General features: G+C 63.7%; 28 protein-coding genes. 14 read left to right on the top strand and 14 right to left on the bottom strand.

All coding sequences use genetic code 11. From position 1 onward, the window contains the following. Positions 1–14: 14 nt before the first annotated feature. Positions 15–1,055, top strand: coding sequence for a phenylacetaldoxime dehydratase family protein (locus ABID59_RS13090; protein WP_354083669.1), 1,041 nt, complete (start codon positions 15–17; stop codon positions 1,053–1,055). Here the strand turns inward: ABID59_RS13090 and ABID59_RS13085 are convergent. Both ABID59_RS13085 and ABID59_RS13080 read right to left on the bottom strand, forming a co-directional pair. Continuing rightward, positions 1,052–1,690, bottom strand: a complete 639-nt coding sequence (locus ABID59_RS13085; protein ID WP_354083668.1) for an HAD family hydrolase — start codon at positions 1,688–1,690, stop codon at positions 1,052–1,054. The genes ABID59_RS13090 and ABID59_RS13085 overlap by 4 nt on opposite strands. A 72-nt stretch (positions 1,691–1,762) precedes the next feature. Then, entirely contained in the window at positions 1,763–2,779 is a 1,017-nt protein-coding gene (locus tag ABID59_RS13080) for a TRAP transporter substrate-binding protein (RefSeq protein WP_354083667.1), read from the bottom strand. A gap of 39 nt (positions 2,780–2,818) precedes the next feature. Between ABID59_RS13080 and ABID59_RS13075 the strand changes: the two genes are divergently transcribed. From ABID59_RS13075 to tsaA, 5 genes are all read left to right on the top strand, one after another. Continuing rightward, positions 2,819–3,841 carry a lytic transglycosylase domain-containing protein gene (locus ABID59_RS13075; RefSeq protein ID WP_246230271.1) on the top strand — a complete coding sequence of 341 codons (1,023 nt, stop codon included), beginning with the start codon at positions 2,819–2,821 and terminating at the stop codon, positions 3,839–3,841. 118 nt (positions 3,842–3,959) lie between these two features. Next, positions 3,960–4,523 (top strand): hypothetical protein, encoded by a 564-nt coding sequence (locus ABID59_RS13070; RefSeq protein ID WP_354032621.1) that lies wholly within the window; start codon positions 3,960–3,962, stop codon positions 4,521–4,523. A 105-nt stretch (positions 4,524–4,628) separates the two neighbouring features. Then, positions 4,629–5,369, top strand: coding sequence for an AzlC family ABC transporter permease (locus ABID59_RS13065; protein WP_148754874.1), 741 nt, complete (start codon positions 4,629–4,631; stop codon positions 5,367–5,369). Next, positions 5,366–5,716, top strand: coding sequence for an AzlD domain-containing protein (locus tag ABID59_RS13060; protein ID WP_354032622.1), 351 nt, complete (start codon positions 5,366–5,368; stop codon positions 5,714–5,716). Before ABID59_RS13065 ends, ABID59_RS13060 begins: the two co-directional genes overlap by 4 nt. A 31-nt stretch (positions 5,717–5,747) precedes the next feature. Continuing rightward, positions 5,748–6,239 (top strand): tRNA (N6-threonylcarbamoyladenosine(37)-N6)-methyltransferase TrmO, encoded by a 492-nt coding sequence (tsaA, locus tag ABID59_RS13055; protein WP_354083666.1) that lies wholly within the window; start codon positions 5,748–5,750, stop codon positions 6,237–6,239. 3 nt (positions 6,240–6,242) lie between these two features. On the opposite strand, the gene ABID59_RS13050 is transcribed toward tsaA, so the two are convergent. The 4 genes from ABID59_RS13050 to ABID59_RS13035 all read right to left on the bottom strand — a co-directional run bounded on the left by ABID59_RS13050 (position 6,243) and on the right by ABID59_RS13035 (position 9,253). Beyond that, complete coding sequence (locus ABID59_RS13050) at positions 6,243–6,668, bottom strand: HIT domain-containing protein (RefSeq protein WP_148754877.1); 426 nt, start codon at positions 6,666–6,668, stop codon at positions 6,243–6,245. A gap of 64 nt (positions 6,669–6,732) precedes the next feature. Next, positions 6,733–7,974 carry a GNAT family N-acetyltransferase gene (locus ABID59_RS13045; RefSeq protein WP_354083665.1) on the bottom strand — a complete coding sequence of 414 codons (1,242 nt, stop codon included), beginning with the start codon at positions 7,972–7,974 and terminating at the stop codon, positions 6,733–6,735. A gap of 48 nt (positions 7,975–8,022) precedes the next feature. Continuing rightward, on the bottom strand, positions 8,023–8,775 hold the full coding sequence (locus ABID59_RS13040) for a glycerophosphodiester phosphodiesterase (RefSeq protein ID WP_354083664.1): 753 nt from the start codon (positions 8,773–8,775) through the stop codon (positions 8,023–8,025). A gap of 10 nt (positions 8,776–8,785) precedes the next feature. Next, the gene (locus ABID59_RS13035; RefSeq protein ID WP_354083663.1) at positions 8,786–9,253 is read right to left on the bottom strand and encodes a RidA family protein; all 468 of its coding nucleotides are present in this window, start codon (positions 9,251–9,253) and stop codon (positions 8,786–8,788) included. A 253-nt stretch (positions 9,254–9,506) separates the two neighbouring features. Here ABID59_RS13035 and ABID59_RS13030 point away from each other — a divergent pair, with 253 nt between their 5' ends. Together ABID59_RS13030 and ABID59_RS13025 are read left to right on the top strand one after the other, a co-directional pair. Next, positions 9,507–10,352: a cell envelope integrity EipB family protein gene (locus ABID59_RS13030; RefSeq protein ID WP_354083662.1), complete on the top strand. Its 846-nt coding sequence runs from the start codon at positions 9,507–9,509 to the stop codon at positions 10,350–10,352. Positions 10,353–10,519: 167 nt separating this feature from the next. Beyond that, positions 10,520–10,921, top strand: a complete 402-nt coding sequence (locus tag ABID59_RS13025) for a RidA family protein (protein ID WP_354083661.1) — start codon at positions 10,520–10,522, stop codon at positions 10,919–10,921. A 307-nt stretch (positions 10,922–11,228) separates the two neighbouring features. On the opposite strand, the gene ABID59_RS13020 is transcribed toward ABID59_RS13025, so the two are convergent. From ABID59_RS13020 to ABID59_RS13010, 3 genes are all read right to left on the bottom strand, one after another. Beyond that, positions 11,229–11,636 (bottom strand): ACT domain-containing protein, encoded by a 408-nt coding sequence (locus ABID59_RS13020; RefSeq protein ID WP_354083660.1) that lies wholly within the window; start codon positions 11,634–11,636, stop codon positions 11,229–11,231. Between the two features lie 136 nt (positions 11,637–11,772). Next, entirely contained in the window at positions 11,773–13,077 is a 1,305-nt protein-coding gene (locus tag ABID59_RS13015; RefSeq protein ID WP_354083659.1) for a DNA polymerase IV, read from the bottom strand. Further along, positions 13,074–13,385, bottom strand: a complete 312-nt coding sequence (locus ABID59_RS13010) for a DUF3572 domain-containing protein (protein WP_008130066.1) — start codon at positions 13,383–13,385, stop codon at positions 13,074–13,076. The genes ABID59_RS13015 and ABID59_RS13010 overlap by 4 nt, the downstream gene beginning before the upstream one ends. A gap of 251 nt (positions 13,386–13,636) precedes the next feature. On the opposite strand from ABID59_RS13010, the gene ABID59_RS13005 reads away from it, so the two are divergent. Together ABID59_RS13005 and ABID59_RS13000 are read left to right on the top strand one after the other, a co-directional pair. Beyond that, on the top strand, positions 13,637–14,002 hold the full coding sequence (locus ABID59_RS13005) for a response regulator (protein ID WP_008130064.1): 366 nt from the start codon (positions 13,637–13,639) through the stop codon (positions 14,000–14,002). A 14-nt stretch (positions 14,003–14,016) separates the two neighbouring features. Next, the gene (locus tag ABID59_RS13000) at positions 14,017–15,390 is read left to right on the top strand and encodes a PleD family two-component system response regulator (RefSeq protein ID WP_354032630.1); all 1,374 of its coding nucleotides are present in this window, start codon (positions 14,017–14,019) and stop codon (positions 15,388–15,390) included. Between the two features lie 139 nt (positions 15,391–15,529). On the opposite strand, the gene ABID59_RS12995 is transcribed toward ABID59_RS13000, so the two are convergent. Beyond that, the gene (locus tag ABID59_RS12995) at positions 15,530–16,141 is read right to left on the bottom strand and encodes a TetR/AcrR family transcriptional regulator (protein ID WP_354032631.1); all 612 of its coding nucleotides are present in this window, start codon (positions 16,139–16,141) and stop codon (positions 15,530–15,532) included. Positions 16,142–16,293: 152 nt separating this feature from the next. On the opposite strand from ABID59_RS12995, the gene ABID59_RS12990 reads away from it, so the two are divergent. Beyond that, positions 16,294–17,532, top strand: coding sequence for an MFS transporter (locus ABID59_RS12990; protein WP_354083658.1), 1,239 nt, complete (start codon positions 16,294–16,296; stop codon positions 17,530–17,532). A 161-nt stretch (positions 17,533–17,693) separates the two neighbouring features. Here the strand turns inward: ABID59_RS12990 and ABID59_RS12985 are convergent, their stop codons facing one another. Both ABID59_RS12985 and dctA read right to left on the bottom strand, forming a co-directional pair. Next, positions 17,694–18,857 carry a mandelate racemase/muconate lactonizing enzyme family protein gene (locus ABID59_RS12985; protein ID WP_354083657.1) on the bottom strand — a complete coding sequence of 388 codons (1,164 nt, stop codon included), beginning with the start codon at positions 18,855–18,857 and terminating at the stop codon, positions 17,694–17,696. Positions 18,858–18,892: 35 nt separating this feature from the next. After that, on the bottom strand, positions 18,893–20,182 hold the full coding sequence (gene dctA / locus ABID59_RS12980) for a C4-dicarboxylate transporter DctA (RefSeq protein WP_354083656.1): 1,290 nt from the start codon (positions 20,180–20,182) through the stop codon (positions 18,893–18,895). A 220-nt stretch (positions 20,183–20,402) separates the two neighbouring features. On the opposite strand from dctA, the gene ABID59_RS12975 reads away from it, so the two are divergent. After that, a complete protein-coding gene (locus tag ABID59_RS12975; RefSeq protein WP_354032635.1) occupies positions 20,403–21,293 on the top strand; it encodes a LysR family transcriptional regulator in 891 nt (296 codons plus the stop codon). Positions 21,294–21,326: 33 nt separating this feature from the next. Here ABID59_RS12975 and ABID59_RS12970 read toward each other — a convergent pair whose 3' ends face one another. Further along, positions 21,327–22,313 carry a cysteine synthase A gene (locus tag ABID59_RS12970; RefSeq protein ID WP_354083654.1) on the bottom strand — a complete coding sequence of 329 codons (987 nt, stop codon included), beginning with the start codon at positions 22,311–22,313 and terminating at the stop codon, positions 21,327–21,329. Positions 22,314–22,732: 419 nt separating this feature from the next. Here ABID59_RS12970 and ABID59_RS12965 point away from each other — a divergent pair, with 419 nt between their 5' ends. Beyond that, positions 22,733–23,578 (top strand): transglutaminase-like domain-containing protein, encoded by an 846-nt coding sequence (locus ABID59_RS12965; protein ID WP_148754891.1) that lies wholly within the window; start codon positions 22,733–22,735, stop codon positions 23,576–23,578. Positions 23,579–23,902: 324 nt separating this feature from the next. Further along, the gene (locus ABID59_RS12960; protein ID WP_354083653.1) at positions 23,903–24,175 is read left to right on the top strand and encodes a type VI secretion system-associated protein TagO; all 273 of its coding nucleotides are present in this window, start codon (positions 23,903–23,905) and stop codon (positions 24,173–24,175) included. Between the two features lie 22 nt (positions 24,176–24,197). Here the strand turns inward: ABID59_RS12960 and ABID59_RS12955 are convergent, their stop codons facing one another. Beyond that, positions 24,198–24,464, bottom strand: coding sequence for a hypothetical protein (locus ABID59_RS12955; RefSeq protein WP_148754893.1), 267 nt, complete (start codon positions 24,462–24,464; stop codon positions 24,198–24,200). Between the last annotated feature and the right edge of the window lie 17 nt (positions 24,465–24,481).

Raw genomic sequence — 24,481 nt, 5'->3', positions numbered from 1 at the left:
GGGGAGGCACGATCATGGAATCCGCAATTCCTCTGCATCTCGAGACACAGCGCACCCGCCACAAGCGCGTGCCGGAGGATTACCAGCCGCCATACCCATCGTTCGTGGCGCGCTACAGGCCCGCGGTGAGCCGCGTCGTGATGGCCTATTTCGGCCTGCAGTATCGCGGGGCGACGCCGGCGGCTGCGGCGGAAGCGCTCGCAGAAATCGCCGGGCTGTTCGCCGGCGAAGGTGGTCCCTCGCATTGGGACCGCGCGCACTATGTCGACCAGGCCGGCCACGCTAACATTGTCTCGGTGGCCTATTGGGACGACATCGCGCGTTTCGACGCCTGGTTTGTGCCGGCACGCGAGGCGTGGACTGGAAAGCACCGCGACGGCATCGGCACCTTCATCGAGGTGCTGCGTCCCACGGTGGCGCGGCACGAGACGCTGTTCTCCTCGCTCGGCAGGCCCGAAGGCGTCGCGATGATCGCCGACGGCATGAGCGGCGAGGTTCAGGAGCACGCCTATTGGGGCGGCATGCGCGACCGCATTCCGCTGTCGCAGACCGACCCGATGTCGCCGGGCGGCAATCCGGGATTGATCCGTGATGGTGCGCGGCTGCGCGTGAAGGCGAACGACAACCTGTGCCTGATCCGCTCAGGCCAGGACTGGAGCGATACCGAGGCGTCGGAGCGCAAGCTCTATCTCGACGATGTCGAGCCGGTGCTGCGTGAGGGCATGGACTTCCTGCGCGACGACGGGCTTGCGATCGGCTGCTATGCCAACCGCTACATGCAAGTGCTCTCGGCTGACGGCAAGGCGAGTGAAAAATCCTACGGCCAGAGCTGGTGGAAAAGTCTCGCCGCGCTGGAGCGCTGGGCGGAATCGCATCCGACCCACGTGAAAATCTTCGGTGCGGCGATGAAATATCTCTCCACGCTAGGGCCGTCAGCGAAGTTGCGGCTCTATCACGAGGTCACGGTGGCAACTGTCGATGAGCAGTTCTTCGAATATCTGAACTGCCATCCGAAGACGGGGATGCTTGCGGCGGTCGAGACAGTCACCGCCTAGGCAACGCAATGGCCAAGCAGCTCCGGGTGCGCGGCGCAGATGTGATGCGCGCCGGCGTCCCGCAGCTCGGCCTCGCTGCCATAGCCATAGAGCACGCCGATCGCAGTCATTCCGTTGGTGCGGGCGCCGACCACGTCATGGCTGCGGTCGCCGATCATGATGGCGCTGTTTGCATCGACGCGGGCCTCGTCCAGCGCGTAACGGAGCAGGTCACACTTGTCGACGCGCGTGCCGTCGAGCTCGGAGCCGAACACGCGCTCGAAATAGGGTTTTAGGCCAAAATGATCGACGATGCGGTTGGCGTAGACGGCGGGCTTGCTGGTCGCAACGAACATGCGCTGGCCGGTCGCGGCAATCGTCGTCAGCGTGTCGACAATACCGGCATAGGCCTCGTTCTCGAACAGGCCGATGTTGCTGAAGCGGTCGCGATAGAGCATTAGCGCCTGGTCGGCCAGTGCGTCGGTTCCGGTGAGCTTCTTCAGGCTCGCATGCAGCGGCGGACCGATGCACCAGGTCAGATCGTCCTCGCTCGGCACTGCGACGCTCAGCCGCTCGAGGGCGTACTGGATCGAGCGGGTGATCCCGGGCTTCGGGTCGGTCAGGGTGCCGTCGAGATCGAAGAAGACTGTCGCCATCAGGAGCTGGCTCGCGTTGAAATTTCCGTTCTGTTGCTAGTCGGATCGGATCTCAAGTCAAGACCCGTTGCATCATTGCTGCTTCGTCCATTCGACGATCGCGGCGGCATCCGCGCCCGCCTGCGCCTCCCAGGCAGTGATCGTGCCCGTTGCGGCCGTTCGGAGCGCCGCGACGAGGGATGGCGGCGCGGGCTCGGCGATCTTGACGCCGTTGTCGCGCATGCGCGCATAATTCTCCGAGGTGCGATGGGTCAGGAGCGCGAGCTGGCTCTGCTCGGTCTCGGCCGCGGCCGCCATCACCTCGCGTTGCGTCGGCTCCGGTAGCGCGGCAAATGCCTCGCTGCGGACGAAGGCGATCGAGACCGGCATCGCGTAGTTGATGGCTGTGAAATAGGGCAGGAAGTCCCACAGCTTGCGTCCCGCGCCGCCGTCGCCGGAGGTGAGGAACGCGTTCAGTTGATGCTCCTTCAGGCCGACAAGCGCTTTGTCCATCGGCAGGAACTGTGCGTTCGCGCCGGCCGCCTTCATCACCTCGCTGGAATTGGCATCGTAAGCCCGCAAATTGAGTTTCGGCAGGTCGTCAGCGCCTGCAAGCGACCGGTCCGACCACAGGCCCGTCGCAGGCCAGATCGTCAGATAGAGCAGCTTGAGACCGTGGGCGGCGAGGGCCTTTTCGTAAAGCGGCCGTGCGCGCGCATTGGCGGCGCGAGCGATGTCGACCGATTGCACCAGGAAGGGTAGCGTCGAGAGGCTGAGCACGGGGTCGAGGCCCGAGAGCGCGCCTGCAAAGGCGTCGCCGCCCGCGATCCGGCCGTCCAGCGCCGCGCGCGGCATTTCGCCCGAGCTGATCTTCAGCTGATTGTCGAAGGCGTTGGTCACGCTCACGAAACCGTTTGTGCGCGCGGCCACGCGATCGGCGAAAGTGCTGAGCCCGATCCCGGATATGTTGTTCTCGGGATATTCGGTGGTCATCCGCCAGTTCACTTGCGCCATGGCTGGCGCGGCGGACAGGATCAATAATGCGAGGGCAAGGATCGCGCGGATCCGTTTGGCGGGGAAGCGCATTGGGAGAAGCAGGTCAGTCAGCATTTATTGGCAACTCGTCGAACCATGGCACGACGCCACGACATGGCAGATCATCTTGTTGCATGCCGCGCCCGCGTGCGCCACGGCGATACTTGGGCACGGCTGACGCGAATTGCATCACGCATCGTCCCCGCACTGCTTGTGTCCGCGACACAGGCGATGGCTTGGGACAGCTCACCCGCAAAGACCAACGTTGCCGTTCCCAGCGTCGAAGAGCTGGCGATGCCGCCTGCGATGCCGGCGGATGGCCGCGAGAGCGACACGCGGGAATCGATCTGCCTGATCGTTGAGGCGGCCGCGCGCGATGCCAAGCTGCCGTTGGAATTCTTCGCCCGCGTGATTTGGCAGGAAAGCCGTTTCCAGGCCGATGCGGTGGGCCCGATGACGCGCAACGGCGAGCACGCGCAGGGGATCGCGCAGTTCATGCCGGGCACCGCGAGCGAGCGCGGGCTTCTCAATCCCTTCAATCCGGTGCAGGCCCTGCCGAAATCGGCCGAGTTCCTGAATGAGCTCCGCAATCAGTTCGGCAATCTCGGCTTGGCTGCGGCCGCCTACAATGCCGGGCCGCGGCGGGTGCAGGAATGGCTCGCCGGCAGTGGTAGCATGCCGGAGCAAACCCGCAACTACGTCTACGCCATCACCGGCGCGACGGTTGACGCGTGGGCCAAGGCCGGCAGCACCGGCAAGGGGCCGCCCAGCTCACCGCCCACGAGCTGCCGCGACCTGATGGCGCTGTTGAAGCGCGCACCGAACCCGTTCGTGGCCGAGCTCGAGCAGCATGTCGAGCTCGCTGCCGCCAGGATCTGGGGCGTTCAGCTCGCGGCGGGCTTCGATCGCAACAAGGCGCTGGCGATGTATTCCCGCGCCGTCACGCGCCTCAGCGCCGTGATCGGCGAGCGCGATCCCAGCCTGTTGAGCTCGGTGATGCGCAGCCGCGGTTCGCATCCCTTCTACCAGGTGCGCATCGGCACCGACACGCGCCCCGAAGCGGACGATCTCTGCAACCGCATCCGGAAAGCGGGCGGGGCTTGCTTCGTGCTGAAGAACCGCGGCGTGGCGGGGTAGGCGATAGCTGGAGCTTTCGCTTTGCGAAGAGCGGATCATAGCCTGCATTGATCTTGCGCTGGGTGCAGCCGTGTGAAAGGACAATCAAGGAGCGAACGCCCCGCGGAGGGTGGGCCTTTTGGAGCTGCTGCAGGTGATTGGGGGCGCGACACACAGAGATCCCATCGGAACGATCCACAGAATTGCTCTGGCATGCGCTTGTATGGTGAGCTTCGTGCTCTGGCTTGCATTGGATTCGGACTTCGCCAACGCCCTGTTTTGGGCTGCGAAGCTGGAGGGGCATCCGATCAGTGGGACCGTCCCGGTGAGCAAAGTCGCAATCTGCCTCGGCTGGAGCTTGTTGGCATTCGGATTAATCTGCCACCGCTACTGGATAGGGACGATCGCTATTTTGGCGCTTTTGGCGGCCACCCTTGTTGGCGAGATCGGCTCCAGCATTGTCGACATCAGGTTTTTTGATCTGCCGGTAGCCAAATCGATCGTTCAGTCGGCGCCGCATGGATTGCTTTATGCTCTCAAGCTGCCATTCATCGCGATTGCTCTTGCCTACTTCATCGTTACCAGGCGTGCCTTCGCCAATGCATATGAGCGGCTCTGCCTGGCAGCCATATTGGGCTTGTGCGCTATCATGGCGTGGACCGGCTTGTTCGATCTGATCTATCCGGGCATCGCATGGCGCTAGCCAGCATTGCGCCGCGCATGCCAGCCCCGCCGCGTGTTTCCTTGACGCGGCCGCCGGCATTGCCCGTTATGCAGGCCCGATTCCACAACCCCGACCGGCCGTCCCTTGGCGTTTCCTCCGCTCAATTCTCCTCAATGGCAAAGTCCGTGGCGCACCTTCGCCTGGGGGCTGCGTTCAATCACGCAGACGATCCTGACGCTAGTGCTGTTCGCGACCTATCTCGGCATCGGCGCGCTCGCCCATGACAGCCATTTCAGCCTGCTCTGGGCGCTGTGCTCGACACTGTTCGTCTGGGCCGGGCCGGCACAGATCATTTTGATTACCACGCTCGGTTCGGGTGCGACCGTCATCCAGTCGGCGATCGCGGTCACTGTCAGCGCGATCCGGCTGTTTCCGATGGTGGTCTCCGTGCTGCCGCTGATGCGCACACCAACGACCAAGCGGCGTGAGCTGTTCTTTGCGGCGCATCTCACGGCCGTGACGTTGTGGGTCGAATGCCATCGCTTCCTGCCGCAAGTGCCGCGCGAGCGTCGCATCGCCTTTGTGAACGGACTTGGCTTCGGTCTGGTCTCGGTATGTCTGACCGCCAACACGATCGGCTATTTCCTCGCCGCCAACCTGACTCAGACATTGGGCGCCGCGATCCTGCTGCTGACGCCGCTATCCTTCCTGTTCTCGACCGCGCGCAACAGCCGCGAGGTCGCCGATGTCGTCGCGCTCGCGCTTGGGGTTCTGCTCTATCCGCTGGCCGCGAAGATGAACTCCGGCCTCGACATCCTCGTCAGCGGCCTTGCCGCGGGCACGATTGCCTATGGCGTGCATTGGTGGCGGGAGGTGCGCGCATGAGCGCCCCGCAACTCATCGGCGACTGGCACGCGCTGCTCTTGCTGTTCGTCGCCGGCGTCATTCCCAACCAGATATGGCGCATGCTGGGCCTGTGGTTCGGCGGCGGTATCGACGAGGGCTCCGAGCTTCTGGTCTGGGTGAGGGCGGTCGCGACCGCGATCCTGGCCGGCGTCATCGCCCAGATCGTGGTCGAGCCACCCGGCGCGCTCGCCAGCGTGCCGGATGCCTTGCGCTACGGCGCGGTCGGCGCCGGCCTCGTTGTGTTCCTGCTGACCCGCCGCTCGATCTTCGCAGGCGTTGTCGCCGGCGAAGTCTTCATGCTGGCCGGCAAGTGGTGGTTGGGCTAAAACCGTCGCGAACAGCCAAGGAACTGGAAATATGGTTCGCGAACAGGAGCTCCGGGAAGGCGAGGTCGCCATCGAGCTGCCGTCGACGGAGGATGCCGGCCTCGTCTTCATCGGCCGCATCCGCACCCCCTGGACCTCGCGGCTGGAGACGCCGCGCCAGGGCCGCGCCGACGGCCCGGTGTGTCGCCTCGAGATTTTCGAGCCGTTCTTGCCCGCGATCAAGGGCGTCGATTTCTACAGCAATCTCGAAGTGCTCTACTGGCTCGACAAGTCGCGCCGCGACATCGTGCTGCAGAGCCCGAAGAACAACGACAAGACCCGCGGCACGTTTTCGCTGCGCTCGCCGGTCCGGCCCAATCCGATCGGCACCTCGATCGTGAAGCTGGTCGGCATCGAGGGCGGCACGATTCTCGTGCGTGGCCTCGATTGCCTCGACAACACGCCGCTGATCGATATCAAGCCTGATCGCTGCGAGTTCACGCCATTGGCTGCGCCGCAGCCGGGGGACTTTCAGACGGAATAACGATCAGCTCTTCAACGCCGCGATCAGCTTGATCGCATTCTCTTCCAGCACCTTGACGTCTTCCTTGCGGCTCGCGGGCGGCAGCATCGCCACGCCGTCGTGGCGGGGCATCACGTGCATGTGGAGATGAAACACCACCTGGCCGCCGGCGGCCTCGTTGAACTGCTGCACGGTGATGCCATCGGCCTTGAAGGCCTTCATCGCGGCGGCTGCGATCTTGTGCGTGCCGCGGGCGACGTGAGCATAGTCATCGGGCTTGATGTCGAGGATGTTGCGGGCAGGAGCCTTCGGGATCACCAGCGTGTGGCCGGGCACCCGCGGCATGATGTCGAGGAAGGCGAAGACATGCTCGTCCTCGTAGACCTTGTGGCAGGGAAACTCGCCGCGCAGGATCTTTGCGAAGATGTTGTTCGGATCATAGGCGGTCATGGCGGCGGCTCCCAAGAATTTTGAGCTTAGTTTTGCGCTTAGTGTCACCAGCGATGGCAAACCGTCAAGGCGCCTCGTCGATGCCTTTCCGGAACGGGCCGAGCTCGGCGAGCTCGCGTCCGGCCTCGGCGACATAGGCACGCTCGCGCTTGAGATAATCGTCGATGGCGCGACGCAGGCCAGGATCGGCGATGAAATGGGCGGAGTGGGTGGTCCGCGGCAGGTAGCCGCGCGCGATCTTGTGCTCGCCCTGCGCGCCGGCCTCGACATATGTGAGGCCGCGCTTAATGGCGAAATCGATTGCCTGGTAGTAGCAGACCTCGAAATGCAGGAACGGATGATGCTCGACCGCTCCCCAGTTGCGGCCGAACAGCGCGTCCGAACCGATGAAGTTGATCGCGCCCGCGATCCAGCGCTCGTTGCGGCGGGCCATCACCAGCAGCACGTCCTGGCTCATGGTCTCGCCGATCAGCGAGAAGAACTCGCGCGTGAGATAGGGACGGCCCCATTTGCGCGAGCCGGTCTCCATGTAGAATTCGAAGAAGGCATCCCAGGCGTCCTCGGTGATGTCCTTGCCTGTGAGCCAATGGATGGTGATGCCGGCGGGTAGCGCATCGCGTCGCTCGCGCTTGATCGATTTGCGGTGGCGCGAGTTCAGCGTCGCCAGAAAATCGTCGAAGGTGGCAAAGCCCTCATTGCGCCAGTGGAACTGCTGGTCGGTGCGCTGGAGGAAGCCGTGCTGGGCAAGCAGCTTCCACTCGGCCTCGCGCGCAAAGGTGACGTGCACCGAGGAGGCCTTGCTGACGCCGCACAGCGCCACCAGCCCGCTCGCCAGTGCCTCCGTGATCCGCTCGTGGTCGACGCCGTCGCGGACCAGGAGCCGCGGCCCCGTCGCCGGCGTGAAGGGAACAGAGACCTGCAGCTTCGGGTAATAGCGCCCCCCGGCGCGCTCATAGGCGTCGGCCCAGCCGCGGTCGAACACGTACTCGCCTTGGCTATGCGATTTCAGATAGCAGGGCACGACGCCGGCGACACGGTCGTTGATCTTGGCCACCAGATGCCGGGGTCCCCAGCCGGTGCGGATCGTGGCTGAACCCGATTTCTCAACGGCGGAAAGAAACGCGTGAGATACGAACGGGTTATAGGCGGGCCTTAAGAGGCTGAGAGAATCGGCTGGAAGCCTGGATGAGGTTCCCGTGCCATGCCCGTTGCAGGCCTTGCCAGGATTGGCGCAGGCGTCCCAATCCTCTGGCGAGACTTCGCCAATGGACGGTACGGCCTCCAGCGTGATTTCCGATGATCGCATTGCGCCCAAGATCGTGCATTGCAGCAGCGACTTCAAGGGTGGGGAACATCAAGCCTGCGGCACGAAGCCCTCAAAGATCATCTGATCGGCATGTTGCCCAACCCGCGTCCGCTGCTCCGGCGTGCGCACGGTCCAGCCGAGCAGCGCGCAGCCGAAGAGGTTGCGGGCGATCCAGGGGGCGGACGCCGGCAGGTGATCGACCTTGAAGGCGACGAAGTGGGGCTGGGTTTGGAAGCCGTGGCGAAGGTACAGCATGCTGTCGCGCTGCGCTTGCGTCAGGTAGGTCCAGTACTCGTCCTCATAGCTCCGCTGCGCGACGATGCCGCGCGGGCGGGAGGGCAGCAGCTCACGCAGCGCCAGCACCTGGTCTGGGTCGAAGGACATCCCGACCGCTTTGCCCTGATACGACGCCAGCACCTCGGCCATCCGCTTCACCAGCTTGCGGTCGCCGTCAAAATGGCTTTTCACCTCGATCACCAGCGGCACGCGGCCGGCAACCATCGCGCAGAGATCGCCAAGCGACATCATCCGCTCAGACGTATCCCTGAACCTGATGGCCTTCAGCTCCGCCGCGGTCTTTGCCACCACCGGGCCGGTGGCCTCGGTGAGGCGGCCAAGCGCGTGGTCGTGGTGGACCATGGCCTCGCCGTCGGCGGAGAGCTGGATGTCGACCTCGATCGAGAAATTGCCCGCAACCGCCGCCTGCACCGCGCCCGGCATGTTCTCGACGATACCGCGGGAGATGTCATGCAGGCCGCGATGGGCGACCGGCCGCGCTGTCAGCCAATCCGGAGCACGCACGATGCTGACCTCAGGCGACCTCGAACACGCCTTCGACCTCGACCGCCGCATCCGCGGGCAGCGAGGCGACGCCGACGGTGGTGCGGGCGTGGCGGCCCTTGTCACCGAAGGCCGCGACCATCAGGTCGGAGGCGCCGTTGAGAACCTTTGGCCCGTCCAGGAAGTCCGGCGCCGAGTTGATGAAGCCGCCGAGACGCACCACGCGCACAACCTTGTCGAGGTCGCCAAGCGCCGCCTTGACCTGTGCGAGCAGGTTGACGGCACAGCCGCGCGCGGCCGCAGCACCTCCCTCGATCGAGACGCCAGCGCCCAGCTTGCCCTTGGCGATCAGCTTGCCGGCGGGATCGAAGCAGACCTGGCCGGAGACGAACAGCAGATTGCCGGTGCGCACGAACGGCACGTAATTGGCGACGGGAGTGGGGGCCTCGTGCAGCTTGATGCCCTGTTCCGCCAGTTTCTGCTCGACCGTGCCCGCCATGTCTCGACCTCGATGTCTGAAAAATTATCCGCTCCGGCGGGTCTGGTGACCGCCGGGCGCGCCCTGTTTCGCCCATCATGCCGCCACATGCAAGCAAGCCGATAGGGCGACGGGACGCCGGGGTGAACTGGATTTTCCCGAGGCAGGTCAGGAGGTTCAACGGAGAGGCGCAACTTTACGTGAAACCGCCGCAGTTGCGACGCAATGGAACGGTCATTAAAGTGTCGAATCTGCGCGTCCCCAGGGAACAGACATGGTGCACCTTTTCCGGACTTCATTCGGTCTGATGGCGCTCGCGATGGCCGCTGTCGGCGCCGGTGGCAGCGCGCATGCCGCGAACGGTCCGTTCCTCGCACACCAGGCGCTCTATGATCTGAGGCTGGTCAAATCGCGCTCCAACTCCATCAACAGCGCGCGCGGCCGCATCCTCTACAATTTCGCCGGAAGTGCTTGCGAAGGCTACACGTCCGAATTCCGCCAGGTCTCCGAGCTCGACAGCGGCGAGGGCAAGGTCACGCTCAGCGATCTCCGCTCCAATTCCTGGGAGGACGCCACAGGGAAAAGCTACCGCTTCAAGATCGAGACGCGGATGAACGAGACCGAGGCCGGCCTGGTCGACGGCTCGGCGGAGCGCGACGGCGACCACATCAACGTCAAGCTGAAGTTGCCGGCACCGAAGAATTTCACTCTCGACGGCAAGGTCGTGTTTCCAACCGAGCAGATCCAGCGCATCATTGCGGCGGCCAAGGACGGCAAATCGCTCCTGGAGCTCTCGGTCTATGACGGCTCCGACGATGGCCAGAAGGTCTACAACACGCTGACCGTGATCGGTCAGGCCATCCCTGCCGACCGCACCGCCTCGCCCGATCCCTCGACCTCGGACGAGCACATGAAGTCGCTGAAGCGCTGGCCGGTGACCGTCAGCTATTTCGATCGCGACGTCCAGCAGAAGGAAGGCGAGCAGACGCCGGTCTATGCGATGTCGTTCGAGCTCTACGAAAACGGCGTCTCCCGCCAGCTCGTGCTCGACTACAACGACTTTGTCATTTCCGGCGCGATGGGCAAGTTCGACGTCAAGGACAGCAAGCCCTGTAATTGAGGGGCCCCGCGCTCTCTCCTTCGTCATTGCGAGCGCAGCGAAGCAATCCAGAATCTCTCGGCGGAAAGATTCTGGATTGCTTCGTCGCAAGAGCTCCTCGCAATGACGGGCTAGCCCTCAACGCCATCTCCAGTTACGCTCAACCACAAACTCCGGGAGCCAGCACCATGCCCAAGCTCGACCATCTGCGCCCCAGCGGCCTGCACCACAATCCCGCTTATTCCCACGTCGTCACCGCCTCCGGCGCGCGCACGATCTACATCTCCGGCCAGGTGTCGGTGGACGAGGAAGGGCGGATCGTCGGCGAGGGCGATCTCGCCGCACAGACCACGCAGGTGATGCAGAATCTCGGCCATGCCTTGAAGGCAGCCGGCGCGAGCTATGCCAACATCGTCAAGATCACTACCTTCGTCGTCGGCTACAAGCCGGAGCTGCGCCCGATCATCGGCAAGGCCCGCTCGGTCTTCTTCGAAGGCATGGAGCCGCCGGCCTCGACGCTCGTCGGCGTCTCCGCACTTGCGGCGCCGGAGTGGCTGATCGAGATCGAAGCGATCGCAGTCGCGGATTGATGCTGAGCCGCGCCGGCTGACGCTCCCGCAAAAAATGGAAAACTACCCCATGCACAGTAGACGGGCGGTTGCACGGGGATAGCAATTCAAGGCCAGCACAAATTTCGCATTTAGCGAATTCCATTTGACGCGTCGGGCAAAACAGTGGCACTCTGCCATGCTGGCATTTTCGAAAAGCCCGTAGCCCGTAGATGGGTTGAGCGTTTGCGAAACCCATCGCGCTTGTTTGTTGGTAACGGGCGATCAGTGTGACGATGGCCACGATTACGGAGAGCGGTGAGCGGGAAGAGATGGGTTTCGCAAGGGCTCAACCCATCCTACGGACTGACATCTCTTGCAGCAGCATCATTGCGTCGTCGGCCCGGTTGGTCGGCACGAAGAGGTGGTCGTGGTGGAAGGCCGAAACAGCGTTGACGCTGATGCCGGATTCGGCGAGCCGGGCGGTGATGGCGGCGAGAAAGCCGACCGCATCGAGCGCGGAGTGAACCGTCAGGGTGATCAGGCGGGAGGGGAATGCGTAGCTTAGTCCTGCCGCTTGCGCCTCGTCACGCAGGATGACCAGCGTCGTCCCTTCCTGCTCGCGGAACATCAGCAGCGGATTGAGCCCTGCGGGAATGCGCTCGTTTGCCGCGATGGTGCAGAACACGAAGGTGCCCGGCTGCAGCTCCGGTTTCATGTGCTTCAGTAGCACGCTGAGATCGCGTTCACCTGTCACAGCCGTTTGTCTCTCGGGAACGGGGCCCGCCGTATCCCGTCATTGCGAGCGCAGCGAAGCAATCCAGAATCTTTCCGCGGTGACAGTCTGGATTGCTTCGCTGCGCTCGCAATGACGATGTGGATGCACTCTGCCATCATTCCTGCGCTTTCTCCGGCCCGTCATACGCGATGCCCCGAATGACGGCGGCGCTGCCGAACTTCTTGCGCAGGCTGTCCACCGCGCGCTCGGCATGCGCGGCGCGGCGGTCGAGCATGTCGGTGTCGTCGGCGGGGGAGCCTTCGCGCAGCGCGCTGACGCCGGCGCCCATCAGGCGGAAGGCAGTGCCGTCGATCTCTTTCGCCAGCATCTCGCGGCAGATCGAAAAAATCTTTGCGGCGAGCTGCGTCGGCGCTGCGATCGACTGCGAGCGCGTGCGCTGACGAAAATCGGCGGTCTTCAATTTCAGCGTGACGGTCGAGCCGGCAAGCTCGCTGCTCTTGAGCCGCGACGACGTCTTCTCGCACAGCCGCCACAGGATCTTTTCCAGCGAGGCGAAGTCGCGGATGTCGGTCTCGAATGTGGTCTCGCTCGAAATCGTTTTGGCGCCGCGATCGGCCTCGACGCGGCGGTCGTCGATGCCGCGGGCGAGCCGCCACAGCCTGCGGCCGTCGCTCGGAAACTGCCGCATCAGCTCGATCTCGTCGGCCTTCTGCAGGTCGGCGATGAGGCGGAAGCCGCGCTGGACCAGGCGCTCCTGCGTCGCCGGTCCCACGCCGAAAATGAAGCCGACCGGCCTCGAAGCCAGCATCGCGCGCGCTTCCTCCTGATCGAGCGCAGCAAAGCCGCGCGGCTTGTCGAGATCGGAAGCGATCTTGGCCAAAAACTTGTTGCAGGACAGGCCGACCGAGACGGAGATGCCGACATCGCGCTCGACGTCTCGGGCAAAGCGTGCCAGCACCTTCGCCGGGATCATGCCGTGCACGCGCTCGGTGCCGGAGAGATCGAGAAAGGCCTCGTCGATCGACAGCGGCTCGACCAGCGGCGTCAGCGCCTGCATGGCCTGTCGCACCTCGCGCCCGACCCGCACGTATTTCGCCATGTCGGGCGGGATCACGATTGCATGCGGACAGGCTTCCAGGGCCTTGAACATCGGCATCGCCGAGCGCACGCCATAGGTGCGCGCGATGTAGCAGGCGGCCGACACCACGCCGCGTCTTCCCCCGCCGATGATGACGGGCTTGTCGGCGATGTCAGGATTGTCGCGCTTCTCGACCGTTGCATAGAAGGCGTCGCAGTCGATATGGGCGATGGTCAGGCTCGCGAGCGCGCGGTGGCGGACGAGGCGAGGGGATCCGCAGGCGGAACAGCGCCGCAGGCCGAAATTCTGCAAACCGATGTCCAGATCGGCCAGACAATCCCGGCAGAAGCAGCGGGGCCCGGCCGGATCGGCGGCGCTCACGGCACATCGCGCTCCCAGGTCCGGTCGCCGAGCGCATCGCCCAGCACCTGCCGCGCTGCGGCAACGTTGGTCGGATGCAGCTCCGAGGCCTTGGCAAAGGCCTTCACGGTGTCGTCATCGCGCAGCACGAAATCGAGCACGCTGAGCAGGAAATTGGGGTCCGAGGCGGCGTTCCGGAGCGTCTCCGGGCCGACCCCTGTCTCAGCCAGGAACAGGCCCAGCCTTTCGGGATCGCCCGCCACAAAGGACAGCGCCTGAATCGCAACGATTTCAGCGACTTCGCGAGGGTTGTGAACAGGCTTTTTCACGGGCCCGGTTTGCCTTTCCATTAACTTTCAGTGTCTACTTTGGATCATGCCCGAGTCTTGGGAGTGAGTCTCGTGCCTGAGTCTTGCGACCCCAGACAAGCAACTGGAAACCACATCGCAGAAAGTGGCCCCTCGGGTTTAACGAAACTCAAGCGAATCTGAGGCTAGTTTGAATCCAGTTTTCGAAGCGCCGGAAAGCGGCGCCTGAGGCGTCACATGCATCGGTCTTTGGGACCAAACAGGAGGGCGGGATGGCTAAGACCGTCCTGATCGTGGAAGACAACGAGCTCAACATGAAGCTCTTCCGCGACCTGTTGGAGGCGCACGGCTACCAGACCTCGGGAACCAGCAACGGCTACGAGGCGCTCGACCTCGTCCGCAAGATGCGGCCCGACCTGGTGCTGATGGATATTCAATTGCCGCAGGTCTCGGGGCTCGAGGTGACGCGCTGGATCAAGGACGATCCGGAGCTGCGCTCCATTCCCGTCGTCGCGGTCACGGCGTTCGCGATGAAGGGCGACGAAGAGCGCATCCGCGAGGGCGGGTGCGAAGCCTATTTGTCCAAGCCGATCTCGGTCGGCAAATTCATCGAGACGGTCCGGCGTTTTATCGGATAGGAAGTGAGTTCAAAGTGTCCGCGCGTATCCTGGTTGTCGACGACGTTCCCGCCAACGTCAAACTGCTCGAAGCCCGTCTCTCGGCCGAATATTTCGACGTGATGACTGCCTCGAACGGCACCGAGGCGCTGGCGCTGGCCCGTCGCGCCGAATGCGACATCATCCTGCTTGACGTGATGATGCCCGACATGGACGGCTTTGAAGTCTGCCGCCGCCTCAAGACCGATCCGGCCACGCACCACATTCCCGTCGTGATGGTCACTGCGCTCGACAGCCCGTCCGACCGCAATCGCGGACTGGAAGCCGGCGCCGACGATTTCCTGACCAAGCCCGTTTCCGACGTCGTGCTGATCGCGCGCGTGCGCTCGCTGACGCGGCTGAAGATGATGACGGACGAGCTGCGCATGCGCGCCATCACCTCGCTCGAGATCGGCATGCAGGCGCCCGAACGCAGCGCCATCGCCGATGCGGGCAAGGGTGGCCGCATCCTGCTGGTCGACGACCGGCAGTCGTCCTATGAGCGGCTGGCGACGATCCTCGCCGCCGAGCACACCGTCGACGTCGAGTCGAATCCGACCGAGGCGCTGTTCCACGCTGCCGAAGGCAATTACGATCTGCTGATCGTCTCGCTCGACCTGAACAATTTCGACGGCCTCCGGCTCTGCAGCCAGGCCCGCTCGCTGGAGCGCACCCGCCACGTGCCGATCCTCGCGATTGCGGAAGCGGAAAATGCCACGCGGCTGCTTCGTGGTCTCGAGATCGGCGTCAACGACTATCTGCTGCGTCCCATCGACAAGACCGAGCTGCTGGCGCGCGCCCGCACCCAGATCCGCCGCCGCCGCTACACCGATCATCTGCGCGATAACGTGCAGAACTCGATCGAGATGGCGATCACCGATGCGCTCACCGGCCTGCACAATCGCCGCTACATGGAGAGCCATCTGGCGACGCTGGCCGAGCAGGCATCCACGCGCGGCAAGCCGCTGGCGCTGATGATCCTCGACATCGACTATTTCAAGTCGATCAACGACAATTACGGCCACGACGCCGGCGACGACGTGCTGCGCGAATTCGCGGTGCGCGTGCGCAAGTCGATCCGCGGCATCGATCTCGCCTGCCGCTATGGTGGCGAGGAGTTCGTCATCGTGATGCCGGAGACCGATCTGCACGTCGCCGGCATGGTTGCCGAGCGCCTGCGCCGCTCGATCGCGGGCGAGCCCTTTGCCGTCCACAAGGGCACCAAGCGCATCGAGGTCACGATCTCGATCGGGCTCACCACGCTGGAGCAGAAGGGCGAGGCGGTGGCCGACGTCCTCAAGCGCGCCGACACCGCCCTCTACCGCGCCAAGCACGACGGGCGCAATCGCGTGGTGTCGCAGGCGGCGTAGCGCCTCAGCCTCAGTGTCGTCCCGGCGAAGGCCGGGACCCATAACCCCAGGGAGAGGTTGTGGGTACGAGCTGATAACTCCGAGTCTTCGTCAAACTACGGCCTGTGGCTATGGGTCCCGGCCTTCGCCGGGACGACAGTTATGATTGCCGCGCGGGCTTGCCTCGCTTTATGACCGGCTTCACCGCACCACCCACATCCACCCCCGCGTTCCGCAGCAGCACCTTCGCCGCTTCCTTCGCCGCGCGCGCCATGGCGGGGTCGTCGCGGACGAGGTCTTGCGCAATCGAGCCATCGACCAGCAGCACGAGCTGCGTTGCGAGCGCGTCGGCATCCGCAACGCCAAGCTCGTTCAACCGCTCGCGAAACCAGACGCGGCGGCTTTCCTTGAAGGCGATGGCGATCTTCTTCACGGCGCGGTCGGAGGGGCCGAGCTCGGCGACTGCGTTCACGAACGGGCAGCCGCGAAAATCCTTGGCCGAAAAGCGCCGCTCCAGCGAATCGAAGGTGCCGAGAATCTGCTCGGCCGGCGGCTTGTCGGAGGGGCGCTGGGCTACGAAGCGGCGTTCCAGATAGGCGGCGATCAGCGCGTCCTTGGACGGGAAGTGGTTGTAGAGCGTCCGCTTGGAGATGCCGATCTCGGCCGCGATGGTGTCGACGCCGATGGCGCGAATGCCTTGCAGATAGAACAGCTTGTCGGCGGTCTCGAGGATCCGCTCTTTCATCGTCTGTGGGGCGGGCGGGGGAGCCATGCGGCCGGATAAGTCCTGTTGAGCTTCTCTTGAGCTTCTCTTGGCTTGACAGTGCAACCCTTCTATAGACTAATTACACAGGTCTGTGTACCCAAAATCAGCGCGAATTGCAGACGCCGGCACGCGCGCCGTGCCCATGAGGGAGAACAACAATGCCCCTGTTGCAGGTCCTGCGTCCGACATTGCCGATCCTGATCGGTGCCTCGATCATGCTGACGCTGAGCATGGGGCTGCGGCAATCGCTCGGCATCTTCATGCAGCCGCTGACGCATGACATCCACCTCTCGGTGTCGGATTTCACGCTGGCACTCGCCGTGCAGAATCTCGCCTGGGGCTTCCTCCAGCCTCTCGCCGGTGCGATGACCACGCGCTACGGTTTTCGCCCGATCATGATCGTGGGCGCCTTGATGTACATCGTGGGCCTCATCCTGATGGCGACCGCGAACGGCCTTGTCGCCATCATGATCGGCGCCGGCGTGCTGATCGGCACCTCGCTCGCCTGCACTGCGGCTGCGATCGCGATGTCCGTGGCGGCACGCGCGGTGCCCGCAACGGTGCGCTCGACCGTGCTCGGCATCGTCTCCGGTGCGGGCTCGCTCGGCGCGCTGCTGTCGGCGCCGATCGGGCAGATGCTCAACGAGGGATTTGGCTGGCGCATCGGGCTCGCCGGCTTCGTCGTGATGTCGGTGCTGATGATTCCCGCGGCCTGGTACGCCGGCCGTGTCGACGCGATTCCGCTGCCGAAGCCGGCCGCCGATGACATCGGCGATGCCACGGCCACGATTGCGGCGAAGACCGCGTTCGGCAACGCCTCCTTCGTGGTGATGACCTGCGCCTATCTCGTCTGCGGCATGCAGCTCGTGTTCCTCACCACGCATTTGCCGTCGTATCTGGCGATCTGCGGCCTCGATCCGATGCTGAGCGCGCAGACGCTCGGCATGATCGGCGGCTTCAACGTGCTGGGCTCGCTGTTCTTCGGTTGGGCCGGCCAGCGCTGGAACAAGCTGGCGCTGCTCGGCGGCATCTACATCTTCCGCTCGCTCGCGCTCGCCTGGTATTTCATGCTGCCGGCCACACCGGCATCGACGCTGCTGTTCGGCGCCATCATGGGCTTCCTCTGGATGGGCGTCGGCCCGCTGGTCGCAGGCGCCGTCGCCGAGATGTTCGGCCTGCGCTGGCAGGCCATGATCCAGGGCCTCGCCTTCATGAGCCACCAGATCGGCAGCTTCCTCGGCGCCTACGGAGGAGGGCTGATCTACGACCAGCTCGGCTCCTACACCATGGCCTGGCGCATCGGCGTGGCGCTGGGCCTTGCCGGCGGCATCATCCAGGTCGCCTTCGCGCTGATCCGGCCGTCGCAGCCGCCGGCGCCGGTGTTGCGGACGGCGTAGGCGAGGCACGGGCTCATCATAGGTGTGAAGCGGATGTCGCGACGCCTCGTTGCGACTGGCCGCTTCCGCCGCCAACGTTGATGTATGCCAGCGACCCCGCAACGAACTTCTTGTCGTATGCGGGATCGCTCGTGACGGCGCTTTCGCCTGAACTGCCCGGCCTATTCGGCCAGTTCGCGCATGACCTTGATCAGATCCGACTTGCCTTCGAAGCCGATGCCCGGAATGTCCGGCATGACGATATGGCCGTCTTCAACCCGGACCGAATCCGGAAATCCGCCGTAGGGCTGGAAGAGGTCGGGGTAGCTCTCGTTGCCGCCGAGCCCCAGGCCGGCGGCGATGTTCAACGACATCTGGTGACCGCCGTGCGGGATGCATCGCGACGGCGACCAGCAATGTTGGGCCAGGACGTCCAATGTCCGGAGATATTCGACGAGACCATAGGACAAAGCACAGTCGAACTGCAGCCAGTCGCGATCCGGACGCATGCCGCCGTAGCGGAGCAGGTTGCGGGCGTCCTGGTGCGAGAACAGGTTCTCGCCCGTGGCCATCGGGCCGGGATAGAATTCCGCGACGGCGGCCTGGAGGGCGTAGTCGAGCGGATCGCCGATCTCCTCATACCAGAACAGCGGGTACTCGCGCAGCATCTTGGCATAGGCGATGCCGGTCTCGAGATCGAAGCGACCATTGGCATCGACGGCCAGCCTGGCCTGCGACCCGATCTCCTTGAGCACGGCCTCGATGCGGCCGCGGTCCTCGTCGATCGACGCGCCGCCGATCTTCATCTTCACGACGTTGTAGCCGCGGTTCAGGTAGCCGCGCATTTCCGCCTGCAGCGCGGAGTTGTCCTTGCCGGGATAGTAGTAGCCGCCGGCAGCGTAGACGAAGACCCGCGGGTTGGCCTCCTTGCCCTTCATGTCCGCGAGCAGGCGAAACAGGGGCTTGCCGGCAATCTTTGCGGTCGCATCCCAGATCGCCATGTCGAGCGTTCCGACCGCGACCGAGCGCTCGCCGTGACCGCCGGGCTTCTCGTTCGACATCATCTTCGTCCAGATGCGGTGCGGATCGAGATTGGTGCCATCGTCGTTCAGCAAGCTCGCGGGTTCGGCTTCGAGGATGCGGTCGCGAAAGCGCTCCCGGATCAGCCCGCCCTGACCATAGCGGCCGTTCGAATTGAAGCCATAGCCGACCACCCGCCGCCCATCGCGGACGACGTCAGTCACGACGGCGACGAGGCTGGAAGTCATCTTCGAAAAATCGATGTAGGCATTCCGGATCGGTGACGAGATTGGCTTGGTCGTCTCGACGACGTCTACGATACGCATGGCGGTTATCTTTCTGTGGTTGTTGATGTCTTCGGTTAGGGATCGGTCGCCAGAACTTCGGTCTCGGCCGTGGCGGGCTTGTCATGGCGCAGCCGCATGGCTTCCATCGCCTGCTTCTGATCGAAGGCGCCGTCCCACTTGGCGATCGCGATCGTCGCGATCCCGTTGCCGATGAGATTGGTCACGGCGCGGGCTTCGTTCATGAAGCGGTCGACGCCGAGCAGAAGAACGAGGCCGGCGACGGGAACGGTGTGGATCGACGACAGGGTTGCGGCGAGCGTCACGAAGCCAGCGCCGGCGACGCCTGCCGATCCCTTCGACGTCAAAAGAAGCACGCCCAGCAGGACGATTTGGTCGCCGAGAGAAAGATCCGTGTTCGTCGCCTGAGCGACGAAGACAGCGGCCATCGAAAGGTAAATGGAGGTTCCGTCGGCGTTGAACGTGTAGCCGGTGGGCAGCACCATGCCGACGACGGTCTTGTCGCAACCGAGCCGCTCAAGCTTGACCAGCATCTGCGGCATCACCGCCTCCGTCGAGCAGGTGCCCAAGACGATGAGGATCTCGTCCTTGAAGTAGCGCAAGAACTGCGGCAGCGGAAAACCGGCCCACGCCGCGATGCCGCCGAGCACCAATACGACGAAGAGGATCGTGGTAATGTAGACGCCGAGCATCAGATAGCCGAGTGACCAGAGCGTCGCGATCCCGTATTTCCCGATCGTGAAGGCGACTCCCGCTCCAGCGCCCAGCGGCGCGAGGCGCATGACCATGGCCACCACCCGGAACAGGGCGTGCAGCAGGATGTCGATGACGTTCACCAACGGCTTGCCGTAGTCGCCGAGCTGGACCATGGCGATGCCGATCAGCACCGAAACCAGGATGACCTGCAGCATCATCCCCTTGGCGAAGGCATCGACGATCGTGGTCGGGATGATGTCGAGCAGGAATTGCACGAAGCCGTGGTTGCCGTCGGCGGCCTTCACGTAGGCCGAGATCGATCCCGCATCGATGTGGCTGGCGTCGATGTTCATGCCGGCGCCGGGCTTGATCACGTTGACGACGACCAGGCCGATGACAAGGGCCAAGGTCGAGACCACCTCGAAGTAGATCAGCGACTTCACGCCAATCCGGCCGACCTCCTTGATGTCGCTCATCCTGGCTATGCCGACAACGACCGTACCGAAAATGATCGGCGACAGCAGCATCTTGATCAGCTTGATGAAGCCGTCGGCGAGCGGCTGAAGGCTGGTTCCGACCTGGGGCCAGAGATAACCGAGCAGGCCGCCCAGCACGATAGCAAGGAGGACCTGCACGTAGAGTTCGCTCAAATATCCGAAAGAAGGCGAATTTTTCAATGTTTTCTCCCTGGCGGCTACGTCTATGCCGGGCCTTGGGGGCCTCTGTCGCTGTTTGGGAAGGGCCACTCCGGTCTCCGGAACGGCTTCCGTGCTGCTGTGGTGTTGTGTAGCTTGCGACGATCCGTAGGCTTCGGCCGGAGAGAACGCCAATGCTGTTGCCGAGATTAGTCATGCCGGTTAGGCATCACCGATGGAGCTGATCTGGTTCGAGGATTATCTGGCTCTCTCGGAGACCTTGAGCTTCTCCAAGGCGGCCGAAGCCCGTCACGTGACCCAGCCGGCCTTCAGCCGGCGGATCCGGGCATTGGAGGAATGGGTGGGGGCGCCGCTATTCGTTCGAACGACACACAGCGTGACGCTCACGCCTGCCGGCGAGCATTTCCATGGCCAAGCCGAAATTCTGACCCGGGCGCTGCATCAGTTGCGCCGCGAAACCCTCGAAGTGGCCGGACGGGGCACGGGGCCGCTGTCGATCGCGGCGACGCACGTGCTGTCGTTCACGTTCTTTCCGAAGTGGGTTCGGAGCAGCGAGAAGATTCTCGCCTTGGGCAATCTCAATCTCGTCTCGGATAGCATGTTGGCGTGCGAGCGGATGATGCTCCGGGGCGACGTGTCGTTCCTGTTGTGCCACTACCACCGCAGCATGGGCAGCCGGCTCGACACCAGGCAGTTCAAGAGCATCGTCGTGGGTACCGACACGCTCGTTCCCCTCAGCATCGCTGACGCCGGCCGGAAGCCGCGATGGTCGCTGCAGAACGACGAGACCGTCCCCTACCTGGCCTACAGCCCGCAGTCGGGGCTGGGTCGCATCGTGGCAAGCCAGTTGGCGAAGAGGGACCTGAAGAAGATCTTCACGTCGCATCTCGCCGCGACGCTGCTCTCGATGGTCAGGTCCGGAGACGGTGTCGCCTGGCTTCCTCGAACGCTGGCGGAAGACGACATCGAGGCGGGTTCGCTCGTCGAGGCTGGGGACGCCAAGTCCGCGGTCCCGATCGAGATACGGCTGTTCCGCCCGGCAGCACGACAGGGGCAAGAAGTTGAAGCTCTGTGGTCGGCATTCGAAGCCGCAGAGGTCGGCTGAAGAAACACTCGGCAGCCACGCGCTGCCGGGTTGCTATTGCATCCAACGTGGGGTGGGGAGATTTTTCTGACGCAGGAAATCCGGGTTGAACAGCTTGGATTGATAGCGCTGTCCGCCATCCGCGAGGATGGTCACGATGGTCTTGCCCGGGCCAAGGTCGCGCGCGAGCCGCATGGCGCCAACGATGTTGATGGCACTCGACCCGCCGAGCACAAGTCCTTCATGCTCGATCAGGTCGAATAGAACGGGCAACGCTTCCTCGTCCCTGATCTGATACGCCGCGTCGATTGGCGTGCCTTCCAGGTTCCTTGTCACACGCACTTGCCCGATGCCTTCAGTGATCGAGTCTCCTTCGATCGTCAGCTCGCCCTTGGTGAACCAGTTGTAGAGCGCGGCCCCCATGGGGTCGCTGAGCGCAATCCTGACGGCTGGATTGCGCTCCTTGAGCGCTCGCGCAACCCCACCCAAAGTCCCCCCACTGCCGACGGCACACGTAAAGCCGTCGATTTTTCCGCCGGTTTGTTGCCAAATCTCAGGTCCCGTCGTGCGGTAGTGACCCTCGCGATTGGCGACGTTGTCGAACTGGTTAGCCCAGAACGCACCGAGCTCTTCGGCGAGCTGGCCGGAGTAGCGAGCGTAGTGACCGGGATTCGAATAGGGAACGGCGGGGACCAGTCGCAGGTCCGCACCGCACAACCGCAACATATCCTTCTTTTCCTGACTTTGCGTGTCGGGCATCACGATCACGCTTCGATAACCGCGTGCATTGGCCACGAGCGCAATACCGATGCCGACATTTCCGGCCGTGCCTTCGACGATGACGCCGCCGGGCCTGAGCTTGCCGCTCTGCTCGGCATCATTGATCATGGCGAGGGCCGCCCGATCCTTGATCGAGCCACCGGGATTGAGAAATTCAGCCTTGCCGTAGATCTCGCAGCCCGTGGCCTCCGACGCCATTCGCAACCTGATCAATGGCGTGTTGCCGATGGAGTCCAAAAATCCCGTTCGCACGCCGTTCATCGCCTGCCCACCTTCGCGCTTCCGCAACTTTAAGCTGTTCGGCGGGCAATTCCGTTCTCTAGTTCAGGCGATCCAGGCAACGATTTTGGCGTGCGGGCGGCTCAATCGGCGATTTTATTCCGTGCGGTGTTTCGTTTTCGCTTGTGGCCAGGGCAGCATGCGCTGAACTGTCCTCATCCGTCGGATACGCAGTTGAACTTTGGGCCCTTGGGGCTATTGTCCTGGGATCGCCGAGTTGGACCTGGCATCGGCGCCTGAGAGCCCATTTCGCTCCCGCCGATCGGCGGAGCGAGTTCATGCACGAAGCTGCTGCCCGTCCCGCGATAGACTGAGGCGGTTCTCACCCAGGAGAGGGCGCCAGGCAGTCGCGTGGTGCCGACGTGCCTTTCTCAGAAAACAAGCTGGAGTGGGCCCTTCGCATGAAAATCCGTGTCGGCTTCGAGATGATCTACGAGTTTCCGCAACCAACGCCTTTGATCGCGGTGATGGGCATTCACTTCACGCGGGCCTCCGACATCATCGTGCCCGATTACCTCACAAGCCAACCCTCAGTGCCGATCACGCCTTATCGCGACGGCTTCGGCAACTGGTGCAGCCGGATCGTCGCGCCCGCCGGTCGCGTGCGCCTCTCCGCCGACGGGACAGTGCGCGATAGCGGTCTGCCCGATGTGATCGTGCCTTCAGCCGCGCAACACGCGGTCGAGGACCTGCCGCCGGACACCATCGTTTACCTCCTCGGGAGCCGGTACTGCGAGACCGATCGGCTGTCCGACGTCGCATGGAAGCTGTTCGAGAAGACAACGCCGGGCTGGGCCCGGGTCCAGGCGATTTGCGACTTCGTTCACGGTCATATCGCGTTCGGCTATGAGCATGCCCGCGCAACCAAGACGGCGTGGGAGGCCTTCAACGAGCGCAAGGGTGTTTGCCGCGATTACGCGCATCTGGCCATCTCGTTCTGCCGCTGCATGAATATTCCCGCGCGCTATTGCACCGGTTATCTCGGCGATATCGGCATGCCGCCGCCGTATTCGCCCGGCGATTTTGCCGGCTGGTTCGAGGCCTATCTCGGCGGCCGCTGGTATACCTTCGATGCGCGCAACAACATTCCGCGAATTGGCCGCGTCCTGATCGCGCAAGGACGCGATGCCGCCGATGTTCCGATCACCCAGACGTTCGGACCCAACACGCTTCTCAGCTTCAAAGTGTGGACCGATGAGGTCGCGGAGACGTCCGGCGCCGCCTCCAGCCCAAGCGACCGCGATTGACCTCGCTATCGGGGGAGGGGCCTGCTACACTCTTCGCATCACCGCACGCTGCCGGGCTGTTATCGGTGACTGAGAGCATTGCGCTCCCGCCTTGATCTTGAAGGGCGGTCTGCATGGCAAACACAGCAATCATCAGGGACGCCTACGGGACTCCGGCAACCTTCGTCGGCTCAAAAACCGGCCGGGACGACGCTCCCTTCGTTTTTGTCAGGGTTGGAGACGAGGAGCGCCGGATGCGATGGTCCGAATGGGATGCGCTTCCAGCGTGGACCGGCGCGCCGCCACCCTGGGCAGGCAAGCAGAAACAATGAATGGATGCTCGACATGAAAATCGTCCGGATAAGAACGCCAATGACGACACTTGTCCTGATCTCCGCGCTTGGCCTGTTCGCGCGCGCTGCTCTCGCCGCGGAGCCAAGCTGTCGAGCCATCGAAAGCACCTCTGAGCGACTGGCCTGCTATGACGCGGCGTTTCCTCCCAAGGCGAAGAAGCCCGCCATGGCCAATATCGATGCGCCGTCCGGCTATAAGGATCCGTTCGTCGAAGAAGAAGCGCGAACCGCGGCCAAGCTGAAGAACATTTGCCGCGGCTGCTGAGAGCTCACCTGACGTTTATCTGTCAATCATTGGCGGCGCTTGCATCTGCAGCCTGTGCATTGGCGAGATCGATCGAACCGATCGAGACCATCTCCATGGAGCCGCGGACGTTCTCCGAAGGCACCGTGATCATCGTGGCGACGCGGCGATAAACCGGGAAGCTGAGACCCTCGATCGCCTCCTCGTCGGTGACGACATCATATGTGCCAGCGGGCAGCAGCCGCTCGATGCCGCGGATCCGAAACGGATGTCTGAACGTGACGGTTTCTCGCCGCGAGCGGATGGTCATGTGGGCCTGCCTTTTCG

Source organism: Bradyrhizobium sp. S3.3.6, assembly GCF_040546905.1.
Taxonomy (GTDB): domain Bacteria; phylum Pseudomonadota; class Alphaproteobacteria; order Rhizobiales; family Xanthobacteraceae; genus Bradyrhizobium; species Bradyrhizobium cytisi.
The sequence above is the reverse complement of the archived record's forward strand: the minus strand, read 5'-3'. Positions and strand labels throughout refer to the sequence as shown.